Source organism: Chitinophaga sp. MM2321 (genome assembly GCF_964033635.1).
Lineage (GTDB): Bacteria > Bacteroidota > Bacteroidia > Chitinophagales > Chitinophagaceae > Chitinophaga.
In genome coordinates, this window is record NZ_OZ035533.1 from 280,619 (window position 1) to 295,214 (window position 14,596).

Here is a 14,596-nt window from a genome sequence, read left to right on the forward strand (position 1 = left end):
ATTTTAATTCCCCCATCCCGCTCTATCCAGGCTCCGGTACTGTATTGCTTCTGCCATATGCGCTACTTCCACGGTTTCACTTGCTGCCAGGTCGGCAATGGTTCTGCTGACTTTCAATATCCTGTCATACGCGCGGGCAGAGAGCTTTAGTTTATTGATCGCATTTTTCAATAGTGTATTGCAGGCATCACTCACCACGCATACGGTTGCCAGTTGCTGACTATTCATCTGCGCATTGTTGTAAATGCCCGGTGAAGCAGCAAACCTGGCTGCCTGTACCGCACGCGCGGCGATAACACGGTCGCGGATATACGCACTTGGCTCACTTTTATGTGGAGCTGATAATGATGAAAAAGATACCGGTGTTACTTCCACATGAAGATCAATGCGGTCCAGCAGCGGGCCGGAAACTTTGTTGAGGTATTTCTGCACCATCCCGGCGGCACAGGTACATTCTTTTTCAGGATGGTTGAAATAGCCGCAGGGGCAGGGATTCATGGATGCCAGCAACATGAAGCCGGCAGGGAAGTCAATGGCGGTGCGGGCCCGTGAAATCGTAACTCTCCGTTCTTCAATTGGCTGCCGCATCACTTCCAGTACTTTGCGTTTAAACTCAGGTAACTCGTCCAGGAAAAGCACCCCGTTATGCGCCAGTGAAATTTCACCGGGCTGTGGAATGCTGCCACCGCCTACCAGTGCGGTGTCGCTGATGGTATGGTGTGGCGACCGGAAGGGCCTGCGTGCAATCAGCGACGCATGCTCTGGTAGTTTACCGGCAACAGAATGGATTTTGGTGGTTTCCAGTGCTTCCTGCAAAGTGAGGGGAGGGAGTATGGTGGGTAATCTTTTCGCCAGCATGGTTTTGCCCGCACCGGGTGGTCCGATCAATATGGCATTATGCCCGCCGGCAGCGGCTATTTCCAGCGCACGCTTGATATTGTGTTGCCCTTTTACATCGCTGAAATCAACATCGAATGCGCCTTGTGCGGAGAAGAAATCGTCCCGCGCATCTATGCTTTCCGGCGGCAGGCTGCCCGGATGATCAAAGAAGCGCAACACATCGGCGAGATGTGAAATGCCATATACTTCCAATTGGCTCACCATGGCTGCCTCACGGGCATTCTGTGCAGGTACGATGAATCCGCGGAACCCTTCTTTGCGGGCCTGTATCGCCATGGGTAATGCACCTTTGATGGGCAACAAAGTGCCATCCAGCGATAGTTCCCCCATCATGAGGTAATCCCCGAAAGTAGTGGCGCTTACATGACCGGAAGCCCCCAACATACCAACTGCTATCGGCAGGTCGTAAGCCGCGCCGGCCTTACGTATATCTGCTGGCGCCATATTCACAACAGTCCTGGTTCTTGGCATCGGATACCCCAGGTTATTGATGGCCGACTCAATACGCCGCTCACTCTCCTTTACGGCATTATCCGGGAGCCCTACAATAAATAACTTGTTTCCTTGTGAAGCAACATTTACTTCAATCGTGATGGTAATGGCATCTACGCCCTGAATGGCGCTGCCAAAGGTTTTAACAATCATATGGAGCTGGGTTAACAGCTACTAATATAGGAATAAATTATCGTCAGCCAATCTGGTTCAGCAGATCCAGCACTTTCTCCCGCTTCAATATTAAATAACCGATTTTCTCTTTTGCAATACCATCTTTCAACAAATAAGTAAAATGCAGGTTATCATCAAACACTTCAGACTCAAAATATTTGAAGAGAATTCTTTTTTCATCACGCAGTTCATCCGCTATTTCATAGAGATGGGTAGATAAAATAAAAAGACAGTTAGTACTGCGCAGCAATCCGCGGATAACCGCCAGGGAACAGTTTTTAGCGTCTTCTACATTCGTGCCTTTAAACATTTCATCTATCAGTACCAGCCAGTTTTTGCCGTTATTGATCTGTATGATGGTATTTTTAATCCGTAATACTTCGCTGTAAAAATAACTTTCACCTTTAAAGATATTATCCTGCACCTGTATGTTGCTGGAAATACCATGGAAAAAGCTCAGCTCCATTTGCTCCGCAGGCACGCCCATGCCTATATGCGCCATGAACACTGCAATACCTACTGCCCTGATAAATGTTGTTTTGCCGGCCATATTAGCGCCGGTGAGGAACATGAAGTGATTGGTTTCATCCAGCGAAAGATCATAGGCTATCGGTTCAGGCAAAATAATATGATAGAGCTGCGATGCTTTTATCAGCGGCTGCGTACTGCCGGAAAACATAGGGAAGTGCAGGTTATAATGCTTCATGGCTTTGGCCATGCCATAGAAGGCATCTAACTGATGATATAAAGTAACCAGTTCTTCCACTACTTTTCTATGTCTTCTCCTGACATAATTATCATAGCGCATGATCTGTACATAGTTCAGCTTACCTTCTTCTTCTGCCTGTAAAATATCACTGAAATCCTGCCGGTGCAGTAGCTGCTCCGCCCTGTCCAGCAAGGTTTTTAGCACTTTTGGTGTCTCGTCTGAATTGAATACGCTTACAAAAGTGCGGAAACCACGCAGCAGATTTACCAGTTGTGTAAAAGAGAATTTTATGTACCCGAAATCAGGGGCATACATGGTTTTATTAATTGCAGCCTGAATATGAAGTGCAACACCTTCCGTATTTGAAATGGGCTCTATCTGCGCTTCCATATAATTTTCCACCACCACAATAGTACCGTTGGAAATAATGGAGGGCCAGTTACTTTCCTGTTCCAGTATATATTTCAGTGCTTTCTGTCTGCTTTCAATGGTTGCAATGTTCTGAAGGGGAGAGCTGAACAGTTGACGGAGGTATTCGCGTCCACCTGCGGTGGTCGTGAAGTTCAGCCGGTTAAAAAGGGAATATTCTTCATCCCTGTTGAAAATAGACAGGTCGTTATAGGATGTTTTGTCCAATTGCATGCAACGACATTTTGGTTAATATATGCAGATAGATGCCAGAAATGAAAAATTCCACAATCCGTAAATCCCCAAATCGGATTAGGAATTGAACGCCAGTCGTTTCCCTTTTACAGATTCATCAAATTTACCATTGTTATAAGCCAGGTGGCCGCTTACAAAAGTGTGTGTGATGGCTGCGGGGAAGGTATGACCATCAAATGGGCTCCAGCCGCATTTATAATAAATATTTTGTTTGTTCACGGATGTATTGCCTTGCAGGTCTACGATTACACAGTCTGCAAAATATCCTTCGCGTAAAAATCCTCTTTCTTTTATGTTGAAGCAGATAGCCGGCGCATGGCTCATTTTTTCCACTACTTTTTCTATGGAGATAGCACCTTGTCTGGCATATTCCAGCATGAGGAGCAAGCTGTGTTGCACTAATGGCACACCGGATGGCGCTTGCAGATAGGGTTGTTGTTTTTCTGCCCAGGTATGCGGCGCATGGTCTGTAGCAATGATATCAAGGCGGTCGTCCAGGAGTCCCTGCCACAGGGCGGTTTTGTTTTCCGGTGCTTTGATAGCCGGGTTGCATTTGATGAGATTACCGTATTGTGCATAATCATCTGCGGTGAAGTGCAGGTGATGTACACACACTTCGGCGGTGATGCGTTTGTCTGCCAGCGGCATCATATTGCTGAAGAGTTGTAATTCTTTGGCGGTGGAGATATGCAGGATGTGCAGGCGGGCATCATGTTTTTTGGCAAATTGAACGGCCGTCCATGACGACTCGAAACAGGCTTCCACATTGCGTATGAGCGGATGGTCGGCAGCGGTGAGCTGGTCGCCTTTTTCGCGTTGGAACTGTTCCATATTGGCACGGATGATTTTTTCATCTTCACAGTGTGTGGCAATCAGGAGTTCAGTACCGGAAAATATTTTTTCCAGGGTGAGATAATTATCTACCAGCATATTACCGGTGGAAGAACCCATAAATATTTTCACACCGCAAACACTGTCTTTTTTGCTATTCGTTTTCAGGACTTCTTCCACATTATCGTTGGAAACGCCCATGAAAAAAGAGTAGTTAGCCAGGGAATGTTGTTTTCCGATGACATATTTATCTTCCAGTAATTCCTGGGTAAGGGCTGCGGGTTTGGTGTTGGGCATTTCCATGAAGCTGGTAGTGCCACCGGCCACGGCTGCGCGTGCTTCTGTATAAATAGTGGCTTTTTCTGTCAGGCCCGGCTCCCGGAAATGCACCTGGTCGTCTATAACGCCCGGCAGCAGATGTTTTCCTTCTCCGTTAATTTCTGTGTAATTTCCACTGGCAGTTATGTTGGAGGCTATTTTTTCAATGCGGTTGTTGCTGATCAACACATCCTGTACCGTAGTACGCCCTTCATTTACTACCGATATATTTCTGATGAGATAATTTTGCATACAACAAAAATAGATAATTCCGATTTACCCTTCAAGGTGAATCGAAAACACGATCATTCTTGATTGCAGCTTTTCGATAACATTTGCATAGCGAAGGTGAGGATCTTTCACGAGTACATTGCCAAGACCGTTGCTGATCTTGAACTCAGGCGAAAAGATGAAGCTTTCGAAGTAAAATTCAAAGCCGGCGCCGGCTTCATAGCCGTAGTCGCTTTTTTTGATCTTGATGAGGTCCTCTGCTCTGCGTGCGCGTGCATTGGAGGCCAGATCGTAGTCATATTTCAGGCCACCGATCACATATACGCGCATGTTGTTGATGCGGTCTGACTTAAACTTTACTTGTAGCGGGAAGCTCAGCAGGATGGATTCAATCTTTTTCTCGGTATCCTGTGGTTTGGGATAGGTATCGCGGTAGTAGAGGTTTTTGGAAGCGAAGAAGAGCTGCGGATTAAAACGCAGGTCAAAATGCTCGCTCAGGCGTGCATTGGCCAGTAATCCCAGGTTGAAGCCCATTGTTTTCAGGGGCTCGGCCACCATAATGGAGTCATCAGCCAGGAAGGCCGTGCTGTGCGTAAGTTTGAAATAGGACTGGTTGGCAGCCAGTGTAATTCCAAAGTAGTAGGGCTTTGCATCGTGTTCCTCCATATTCAGGTTTGATTGTGCTTTTGCCGGCAGCACAATCGTTGCTAACAGGAATATCAGCGCGTAGCGCAGTAGATGGAACATATGCCGAAGGATAGCGTTTTGCATGTAACGGCCTGGAAACCTGTGTTAATTAATATTGTTTTCATCGCTTCACCCTGCGGAAATGCTTTCACTGATTCCGGCAGATAACTGTAAGCAGCTTCACTTTTGGCGATCCATTTCCCGATCAGGGGCGTGATATAACGAAAATACAAATTATATAATTGTTTAATGGGGAAAACTGTTGGATTGGAAAATTCAAGGATCACCAATTTGCCCGCCGGTTTCAGTACCCGCCTCATTTCAGACAGCCCTTTTTCCAGATTCTCAAAATTGCGCACACCAAAGGCTACTGTTATGGCATCAAACGTCTGTTCCGGAAAACTTATTGTTTCGCTATCGCCCAGTTGCAGGGTAATTTTGTTGTCCAGCCCCAGTTTTTTGATCTTTTCGCGGCCATGGGAAAGCATTCCTTCAGATATATCGATGCCCACAATGCTGTCAGGACGGAGGCGCTTTTCGGCCATGATGGCGAAGTCGCCGGTGCCGGTAGCCACATCCAGCATCTGTTTGGGCTGAAGGGACTTTAAATAGGAAAGCGCCTTTTTACGCCAGATAACGTCGATTCCGAGCGACATAAAATGGTTAAGAAAGTCGTAACGGAAAGCAATATCATCAAACATGGATGCTATCTGCTCCTTCTTGCTTAATTTTGACCCTTCAAAGGGAACGATCTTCTGAACATTTGCATTTTCTGACATAGGCCGCAAAGTTAAAGAAAATGTAGGCATATGGCGGACAGCAAATCAGGAGAAGCGGGATTTTTAATGGAACAAAGTAATATCATTATGATTATTAAGTCAGCAGAATATCTTATCAGCAGCCCGGATTGGGAGAAATGTCCCACCCCCAATATGCCGGAATATGCCTTTATAGGCCGTTCCAACGTAGGGAAGTCTTCGCTGATCAATATATTGGCTAACAACGAGAAACTGGCTAAAACGTCCGGAACACCCGGTAAAACGCAGCTGATAAACCATTTTGTTATAAACCAGTTGTGGTACCTGGTAGATCTGCCCGGCTACGGATTTGCTAAAAGAAGTTTGTCTCAGCGCCGGCAATGGGAACAAATGATCGAAAACTACCTGCGCAAACGTCCCAACCTGGTCAGTGTTTTTGTGCTCATCGACAGTCGTCATGCCCCGCAGAAAATAGATCTGGAGTTTGTGAACCAGCTGGGTGCCTGGAATATTCCTTTCAGCCTGGTATTTACAAAAGCCGATAAAAGCACGCAGGCAGAAGTAAGCCGCAACGTAAAAACTTTCTTAAACAAGATGCGCGAAACCTGGCAGTTCCTGCCACCTAATTTCGTTACTTCTACCGTAAAGAAAACCGGCAGAGATGCCATCCTCACTTATATTGATGAACTGAATGCACAGTTCAGGGCCATTGCCTGAGTAAGGGTTCCGTCTATATAAAAAGGTCTAACGTGTACACATACACGTTAGACCTTTTTTATTGGCATAAAGTACAAACCGTATATAAAGTGTAAGGAGAAAAGGAAATGTTACAGGAATAGCTAGAAAGGAGGCCGGATAGGGGAGAGGGAATCACCTGACGTGAGAAATCACATCATAAAAGTAAAGAGAGGTACAATATTACAGGTGCGTTCGGCTGGTTTAATTTACCACCTTATCAGCGCAGCTGCTACTGGCAAAAGCTTCGGGTTTGGCTTTGAAAGCGAAGCCCATACCGAGGATGTAACCCATGGCTTCACGCAGGGCCAGGTTACTTTTGAATTGCGGATTCGTATTGATATCTGCGTGTACTTCCATGTCTACATCGTATTCGGTAAACAGGTCACACAGTTCATACGCAATTTCAATACTCTTGGCTACTTCCACCAGCATACGTTCTTTGATGGAATAGCAGTCTTTGGTTTTTTCATTGTGGATAAACATAAATCCGCCGTGACCTTCCCGCAGGAAAACGATTACTGTAGCAAATTCAGTATCCACTCCCTTTACCTGGGAATCGGTGCCAATGCACACTTTCAGGCGATAGCCCAGGCCTGTTTCGCGAATAATGGCTTGTCGCACTTCTTCCTTGACCGGAAGGTGGATGGCCTCTCCATTAAATCTTCTCCATTGCATAAAGAGCATAATTAAATAGTGAACATGCGAATGCGTCAGATGATATTGCCAGCCGAATGAAGTAATGCCAAGCTAGTTACGGATCAACAAAATGGAATGGATCCATTGGGTAAGAACAACGGGTATGTATTCTTCGAATATACGAAAAAGCTGTTAGCCATAACTAACAGCTTTTATTATAATTTAATTAATTTTTTTGAGAGAGATGATCAGCTAGAACTGTCCTGTGCTCAGCATTACCAGCGTACAGGCTTCTACCGGCTGAATATTATGCTGCGTGGCCATTGCTGCCAGTTCTTCATTTTCCGTTCCGGGATTGAAGATTATGCGGCGGGGATGCAGCTGAAGGATATAATCGTAATACTCCTGCTGCAATACAGGATTCAGGTAAAGGGTAACGGTATCTACGTTTTCCAGTGCCGGATGTTCCGTGATCACCGGCGTATCGCCGATGCTGGCAGCGCGTTTGCCGATAGCTACTACCGGGTGTCCTTTGGCGGTGAGCCTTGTTACGGCCATGTTGCTGTATCTTGCCGGGTTAGGTGAAGCACCTAATACCACGGTGAGCTTTTTGTCATTGGTGGTTTCCATCTTCCAAAATTACGAAATCCGGCACAAGTGATAAGCACGGTGCAGTCATGTTTGAAATAGAATGATAAAAGATTTATTTGATGAGTTTCAGCAAGCTGCTGTAAAACCAGTTCTCTTCTGATTTAATAAAAGCACTAATGGTTTTATCGGTTTGTTGTGCAAACTTGTTGATGTTGGAGATGGAATCTTTGAAGGATTTCAGTTCCCTGTCTTTCGGGTCGCCTTCTGCCTGTTGTAGTTGCAGCAGTACTTTCATGATAGGGTCCAGTTCCCTTTTCTTTCTTTCCCGGGCAATGTAGGTAGCTACTTTCCAGATATCTTTTTCTGCAATAAAAAACTCTTTTCTTTCACCGGGAATAAGTACCCGTTCTACGAGTCCCCAGTTGATCAGCTCCCGCACATTCATGTTGGTATTTCCCCGGGAGATATTCAGTTCGGCCATGATATTATCAGCACTCAACGGATCAGGCATCACCAGCAATAACGCGTGGATCTGAGCCATGGTACGGTTAATACCCCATTGAGCCCCCAGTGATCCCCAGGTTTGGATAAACTGCGCTTTTGCTTCTACTAAATTCATATGATGCTATTTTCAGTTCAAATGTATACCAAGTTTTTGAACTTTCAAAAGATAATGAAAGGACCAGGATTAAAGGATTATAAGATTTATCGGATGGGTGTTTTGTTGTTTGATTTTTTTTAAAAGAATTTTTAAACCTAAATCCTGTATCGCTATTTCAGGACTAGACAGCATAATAAAAAAAGAAGTCCTGCTTGTTAAGGCAGGACTTCTTTCTATACAAATTTTTATACAATTCTAATTAAACAACAAAACACCCATCCGATAAATCTTATAATCCTTTAATCCTGGTCTATACCAGCATTGTCACCGGATTTTCCAGGTACCCTTTCAGGGTTGCGAGGAAACGTGCGCCTACGGCTCCGTCCACACTTCTGTGGTCGCAGCTCAGGGTGAGCTTCATGATGTTGGCTATTTTCACCTGGCCTTTTTCCACGATGGCTGTTTCCTTGATACCACCTACAGCCAGGATAGCAGAATCCGGCGGGTTGATGATAGCAGTGAACTCTTCGATACCCAGCATCCCCAGGTTGGAGATGGTAAAGGTATTTCCGGAGAAATCGGGTGGTTGCAGTTTTTTGTTTTTGGCTTTGTCGTATAGTCCTTTTGCTTCACCAGCTATCTGGCTCAGTGTTTTCTGATCAGCAAAACGGATTACCGGAACAATCAGGCCATCTTCGATAGCTACTGCGGAACCGATATGAATATGTTGGTTATGACGGATAAAGTCTCCCATCCAGCTGCTGTTGACATCAGGATGCTGGCGCAATGCCAGTGCAGAAGCTTTGATCACCATGTCATTGAAGGAAATCTTCACGGGAGAGATTTCGTTGATGGCCTTGCGGGCATCCATGGCTTTATCCATATTCACTTCTATTTTCAGGTAGAAGTGAGGAGCTGTAAACTTGCTTTCGCTCAGGCGTTTGGCAATAACCTGGCGCATTTTGGTAAGCGGTGTATCGGTATAACCTTCCTGTCCGGCTGGTACAAAAGCGGGTGCAGTTGCAGCGCCGGTTTGAGCAGCAGCAGGTGCCGCAGCGGCAGCAGGAACGAAATTATCCACATCTTTTTTCACGATGCGGCCATTATCACCGGAACCAGCTACCTGCTGAATGTCGATGCCTTTTTCTGCCGCCAGCTTTTTAGCCAGGGGAGAAGCTTTCACACGACCATCAGTAGTATTGGCGGTTGCTGTTGTGGCAGCGGGTGCCGCATCAGCAGCGGGAGTGGCGGCAGGAGCAGCAGCGCCTTCTGTTGCTTTCGCAGCAGGGGCCGCGTTTTCAGCAGCCAGGATAGCATCTATACTGGTGCCTGGTTTGCCTACTATAGCGATGATACCATTTATTTTGGCAGCTTCGCCTTCTTTCACGCCTACATATAATAAAGTACCGTCGGCATAGCCCATTACTTCCATGGTTGCTTTATCCGTTTCCACTTCAGCCAGTACATCATCATTCTTCACTACATCGCCTACTTTTTTATTCCAGGCAACTATTTTTCCTTCTGTCATGGTATCGCTCAGGAGCGGCATCCGGATAACAGTTGCATTTTTCAGTGCTTCTTTCAATGCAGCATCATCAGCAGCGGGAGCAGCTTGTGGCGCTGGCGCCGGTGCTGCAGCTGCTGGTTGGGCAGGAGTAGCCGCCGCAGCAGCAGGTGCGCTGGCGGAGCTTTCCAGTAAAGGTTTATAGTCCTCTCCCGGTTTGCCTACAATGGCAATTATTTCATTAATCTTAGCTGCTTTTCCTTTTTCCACGCCAATGTACAACAAGGTTCCTTCCACATACCCCATCACTTCCATTGTTGCTTTATCGGTCTCCACTTCAGCAATCACATCGTCTGCTTTTACTTTATCGCCCACCTTTTTATGCCATGCCGCAATCACCCCTTCCGTCATCGTATCACTCAAGAGGGGCATTCTGATAACTTCTGCCATAGTGTTTATTCGAAATTTTGCTCAAACCTACATGTTTTTGCGCAAAAACGCAAAGAAGGAATGGCAAACTGTTTAAAAATGTCTAATGATAGTTAATATTCAATAAGCGGAATTTGGATCAAAAATCCAGTTCCATATTAAGCCTGTCTTTCAGCTCTTTTACCAGTGGATATTTTTCCGACATCTGCTGGAACTGCTCCCTGCTGGAAAGTGGTGCCGGGCCTATATCCTGTGTCTGCTGACTTTCATCCAGCTGTAGGGTGAGGATGAGCATCGGACTGTTGAATTTCTGCTTGAAGAAATCAGATATTTCCAGCTTTTCCTCTTCCATAAAGCGGTACTGCACAATGTTACGGCTTACGATGCCTATCTCCCCGGGTCCCAGCAATTTCAGCAAGGCCAGTTGGAGGTTACTCACCACCGTCATTTTATTGGCTTGTCTGAACCGGTCAATAAATTCCTCCCAATATACATGCACCGCGCCCATCGTAAGGGGAATGCTCTGTACTACCGTAATATCCTGGTGTTTGGCTGCCATCGCCTCTTTCATGGCTGCGAGGCCGGTTAGCTTACTCGTAGCTGTGCTGGAGCCGGTTGTTTTGGCGGTTGGAGCAGGAGGTACGGCTGGCTGCACGGGCGCCGGAGCAGGAGCGGTAGCTGTCATGGCTGGCTGACTTACAGGAGTAGCTACTGGCGGTGTTGCCGGTACAGGCGCTACTGCAGCGGGTTTTTCAACGGGTGGGGTCACCGGACGCGCGGTTTCCACCGTTAGTATGGCGGTTTCCGGCGAGGCAGCTGTAATACTGGCGCTGGTGGCTGGTTTGTCGGCCAGTGCTTTAGCCGGTAAAGGCTGTGCTGTTGGTGCGCGCAGCTTTTGCGGCGGTGTACCGTCCGCTACCAGTTTTTTCTTGGATATTTCTCCATTGCTGTCATCCGTCACCAGTGAAATGGCCTGCTGAAGATAGCAGAGCTTGATCAGTGACATTTCCACATGCAACCGCTTGTTGCGTGCCAGGCGGTAGTTGATCTCCGTTTCATTGAGGAGATGCAGGGCCGTGATCAGGTAGGCCGGACTGATCTTTCCGGACAACTGTTTGTAACGTTCTTTCAGGTTGCCTGATACCTCTACGAGGTGCAGTGCTTTATCTTCCTTGCTTAGCAGGAGGTTTCGTAAAAACTCCGCCAGGCCGTTCAGGAAATTATCTCCCTCAAAACCTTTCTGTAAAATTTCATCAAATATCAGCAGGGTGGTCGCTACATCCTGTTGTAATACGCTGTCCATCACCCGGAAAAAATAATCGTAATCCAGGATGTTCAGGTGTTCCAGCGTATTCTGATAGGTAAGATGCCCGCTGGTAAAGCTGACGATCTTATCCAGTGTACTCAGGGAGTCGCGCATACAGCCATCCGTTTTCTGCGCTACCAGGTGCAGGGCATCCGGCTCCGCCTGGATCTTTTCTTTGACACAGATCTCCTGTAAATGGTCTACGGTATCCTGGATGGTGATCCGTTTAAAATCAAAGATCTGGCAACGGCTCAGGATCGTAGGCAGGATTTTATGCTTTTCTGTAGTGGCCAGGATGAAGATCGCGTAGGATGGCGGCTCTTCAAGGGTTTTCAAAAAAGCATTGAATGCCGCGGAACTCAGCATGTGTACCTCATCTATAATATAGATCTTATATTTTCCGGCCTGTGGAGAAAAGCGGACCTGCTCCACCAGGGTACGGATATCGTCTACGGAGTTATTGGATGCGGCATCAAGCTCGTGAATGTTAAAGGAACTGCCTTCATTAAAGGATTTGCAGGAATGACACTCATTACATGCCTCCCCGTCTGGTTGCAGGTTCTCGCAGTTGATTGTCTTCGCCAGGATACGCGCACAGGTGGTCTTTCCAACTCCCCTCGGACCACAAAACAGGAAGGCATGTGCCAGCTGGTTATTGCGGATGGCGTTTTTAAGGGTGGTGGTGATATGTGCTTGTCCTACTACAGTTGAAAAGTTCTGCGGACGATACTTACGGGCTGAAACGATAAAATTCTCCATATGACTGCTACGCTTTCGCGAGCGCCGAAAATACGCACAAATTCACTAAGAGAAAAATAGGTGCTACCGGCGCTGCTTTGACAGGTGTTTATCACCTTGGTTCAAAGGTTAATATGAACTCAAGAAATGATTTTTTTAATAATATAATGTTGTTATTGTACTGTTCCATGACGGAAGACGTGATTTCGTGCAGTTCCTGGATAGCCACGTAATCGGGTACGTGGTCCCGGATAAATATGCACTCCTGTTGCCGGAACCTGCGGATCTTTTCTTTCATCTCTTTGGCAATAGCACTGGTAAAGATTTTATCGGAAGTGATTTCGTGCAACAGTTTGCGGAAATTCCAGCATTCGGCGGAGAGCTCATCAAAACAGGGTTGCAGCTGGTCTATGGTGGTATGGCTGGTACCAAACAGCTGGCTGATTCCATGAATGACCCTGATCACCTGGTCATTGAGCCGGTTGGAATATTCCTGGTGCCGCACGATGCGGCAATATTTTTCCTGCATGGTGGCGGCCGTTTCAGGGCTGATCTCCAGGGCTTTCCTGTAATGATAGCAGAAGGCCAGCTGATCATGTCCGAAAAGCCATTGTTGTTCTGCTTCCACCTGTGCTGCCAGTTGGCGGGCCAGTTGAAGCGCATGGCCGGGCACATATTTCTGTCCGTCAAATTCAAAGTAACGGGTCTGGAACTGTCCGACCGCAATGGCCTGCAGCGTTTCCACATCCTGCCGGTCGCGGTAAAAACGCCGCATACGCCGCACGATATCGGGGTGATAAATGCTTTGCAGGTTGCACGCCCCAGCTTCTTCCGGTTGTAATAGTCCGCTGATTGCCCCGTTCATGACCGGGAAGGAACGATTATCATAGTAATCATTAAATGTCCGCGGGTATTCGTATAGCCGGTGCTGTTGGGTCAGGTCTTTGATAAAAGAGTCGGGCGCCAGCCATTCAAACGGCCGGCTGCCGGGGGATATCATATCATACACCTGGCAGGTAACACGCTCCTGGAGGTTTTCAGGCTCGTTAAACAACAGCCATGCGCTCACGGTAAGCTGTTTGCAGCATACATTCGCCTGCTGGTAGTGTTCCTCCCGGTCTTCCCGTGTAGGGTGGGAAGTCCACTGGTCGCGGAGTTGCACCCGGCTTTTGAGAAAGGTATGGAAGTAGGTGTCTGTGATAACAGGCAGCCCCTGTGGGTCCAGTACCATATTATTCTGCCCGGCATAATATTGAAGCAATGCGCGCTGTACATTAAAAATATTACGGAAACGGAATGCATGGTCTTCCAGTTCCGGTAATTTATGCATACAATGATCCATGCAGTAACTACCCATTTCCATTCTGCGCATGCTGCTGATGGCAGCTTTTGTACCCGCCAGCGAAACAGCCAGGGTATCGGCATGTAATTCCATTTCCCTGCTTAACTCCAGGTATTGGCGGTTGATAAGCTGGTAGAGCTTTCTCAGCAGGTACCGGATACCGTTTACGATCCAGGTGGTAATGTGTGCGAAAAATCCCAGCAAACTGCCGCCACTGCCCCAACGGATGATGATATCACTCCACCGGTCATTTTCATACAGCATATTATATAATGCCTTATTCAAAGCATACACATAGCTGCCCAGCTTCATACTGCGCCGGGAAAAGTGCGCAAACTCATGTGCCAGTACCATTTTGAATTCACTGATGTTTACACTGTTCACAAGCCCCAGACCTATTTCGAGGTTCTTTCGTCCGGGCCAGAATAAACTCAGCAAACTGCTGTTGTAAAATACCGATGTATTCACCTCCGGTACCACAAATATTTTTTTGGGAAAGCTGATCTGCGTTTCTTTTACCAGCTGGGTAATAAAGTTAAATAACCGGGGATGGCTATCTGCATTGATGCGGGTACGATAAGGATGGGAAGGCGCGCGTTTGTTAAAAAGAAAGATGACCAGGAAAAACAAGAGCATCCCACCCAGCAACACGAGTCCAAGCCCGGTGATGATGGTGTACACTTTCGGATGCATTCCGATCAGCACAATGCCACCTGTCAGGCAAGCAATTGACAGGGCTACGGTCGTCATTAACAACACCACGTACAATAGAAAAAAGAGCACTATATAACTGATCACTTTCACTATCTGTTGCTTAAACAACATCGTGGGCTGCAGGAGTACAGGGTATAGATTCCCCGGACTCTCCGGATATAAGCTGGTCATAACATAATATCTGGTTAAATACGATGGCCATTGCAAAAGGGATTTAAATATATAGAATATTCA

The 14,596-nt window shown here is 46.8% G+C and carries 12 protein-coding genes; 1 reads left to right on the forward strand and 11 read right to left on the reverse strand.

Annotated features, from left to right (window positions below; genetic code table 11):
* Positions 1-3: 3 nt before the first annotated feature.
* From ABQ275_RS01035 to ubiE, 5 genes are all read right to left on the reverse strand, one after another.
* Positions 4-1,545, reverse strand: coding sequence for a YifB family Mg chelatase-like AAA ATPase (locus ABQ275_RS01035; RefSeq protein ID WP_349316402.1), 1,542 nt, complete (start codon positions 1,543-1,545; stop codon positions 4-6).
* 43 nt (positions 1,546-1,588) lie between these two features.
* On the reverse strand, positions 1,589-2,917 hold the full coding sequence (locus ABQ275_RS01040; protein ID WP_349316403.1) for a MutS-related protein: 1,329 nt from the start codon (positions 2,915-2,917) through the stop codon (positions 1,589-1,591).
* Positions 2,918-2,995: 78 nt separating this feature from the next.
* A complete protein-coding gene (locus ABQ275_RS01045) occupies positions 2,996-4,339 on the reverse strand; it encodes a dihydroorotase (protein ID WP_349316404.1) in 1,344 nt (447 codons plus the stop codon).
* Between the two features lie 24 nt (positions 4,340-4,363).
* Positions 4,364-5,065 carry a porin family protein gene (locus tag ABQ275_RS01050; RefSeq protein ID WP_349316405.1) on the reverse strand — a complete coding sequence of 234 codons (702 nt, stop codon included), beginning with the start codon at positions 5,063-5,065 and terminating at the stop codon, positions 4,364-4,366.
* Positions 5,038-5,784 carry a bifunctional demethylmenaquinone methyltransferase/2-methoxy-6-polyprenyl-1,4-benzoquinol methylase UbiE gene (gene ubiE / locus ABQ275_RS01055; RefSeq protein WP_349316406.1) on the reverse strand — a complete coding sequence of 249 codons (747 nt, stop codon included), beginning with the start codon at positions 5,782-5,784 and terminating at the stop codon, positions 5,038-5,040. Before ubiE ends, ABQ275_RS01050 begins: the two co-directional genes overlap by 28 nt.
* Positions 5,785-5,814: 30 nt before the next feature.
* Between ubiE and yihA the strand changes: the two genes are divergently transcribed.
* Positions 5,815-6,480, forward strand: coding sequence for a ribosome biogenesis GTP-binding protein YihA/YsxC (yihA, locus tag ABQ275_RS01060; RefSeq protein WP_349316407.1), 666 nt, complete (start codon positions 5,815-5,817; stop codon positions 6,478-6,480).
* Between the two features lie 222 nt (positions 6,481-6,702).
* Here the strand turns inward: yihA and ABQ275_RS01065 are convergent, their stop codons facing one another.
* The 6 genes from ABQ275_RS01065 to ABQ275_RS01090 all read right to left on the reverse strand — a co-directional run bounded on the left by ABQ275_RS01065 (position 6,703) and on the right by ABQ275_RS01090 (position 14,533).
* Positions 6,703-7,176, reverse strand: a complete 474-nt coding sequence (locus ABQ275_RS01065) for a ribonuclease H-like YkuK family protein (protein WP_349316408.1) — start codon at positions 7,174-7,176, stop codon at positions 6,703-6,705.
* A gap of 213 nt (positions 7,177-7,389) precedes the next feature.
* Positions 7,390-7,767 carry a CoA-binding protein gene (locus ABQ275_RS01070; RefSeq protein ID WP_349316409.1) on the reverse strand — a complete coding sequence of 126 codons (378 nt, stop codon included), beginning with the start codon at positions 7,765-7,767 and terminating at the stop codon, positions 7,390-7,392.
* A 73-nt stretch (positions 7,768-7,840) separates the two neighbouring features.
* Entirely contained in the window at positions 7,841-8,347 is a 507-nt protein-coding gene (locus ABQ275_RS01075; protein WP_349316410.1) for a MarR family transcriptional regulator, read from the reverse strand.
* A gap of 292 nt (positions 8,348-8,639) precedes the next feature.
* Positions 8,640-10,283, reverse strand: a complete 1,644-nt coding sequence (locus tag ABQ275_RS01080) for a pyruvate dehydrogenase complex dihydrolipoamide acetyltransferase (RefSeq protein WP_349316411.1) — start codon at positions 10,281-10,283, stop codon at positions 8,640-8,642.
* A 118-nt stretch (positions 10,284-10,401) separates the two neighbouring features.
* The gene (locus tag ABQ275_RS01085; RefSeq protein ID WP_349316412.1) at positions 10,402-12,327 is read right to left on the reverse strand and encodes a DNA polymerase III subunit gamma/tau; all 1,926 of its coding nucleotides are present in this window, start codon (positions 12,325-12,327) and stop codon (positions 10,402-10,404) included.
* A 91-nt stretch (positions 12,328-12,418) separates the two neighbouring features.
* Positions 12,419-14,533: a M48 family metallopeptidase gene (locus ABQ275_RS01090; RefSeq protein WP_349316413.1), complete on the reverse strand. Its 2,115-nt coding sequence runs from the start codon at positions 14,531-14,533 to the stop codon at positions 12,419-12,421.
* Between the last annotated feature and the right edge of the window lie 63 nt (positions 14,534-14,596).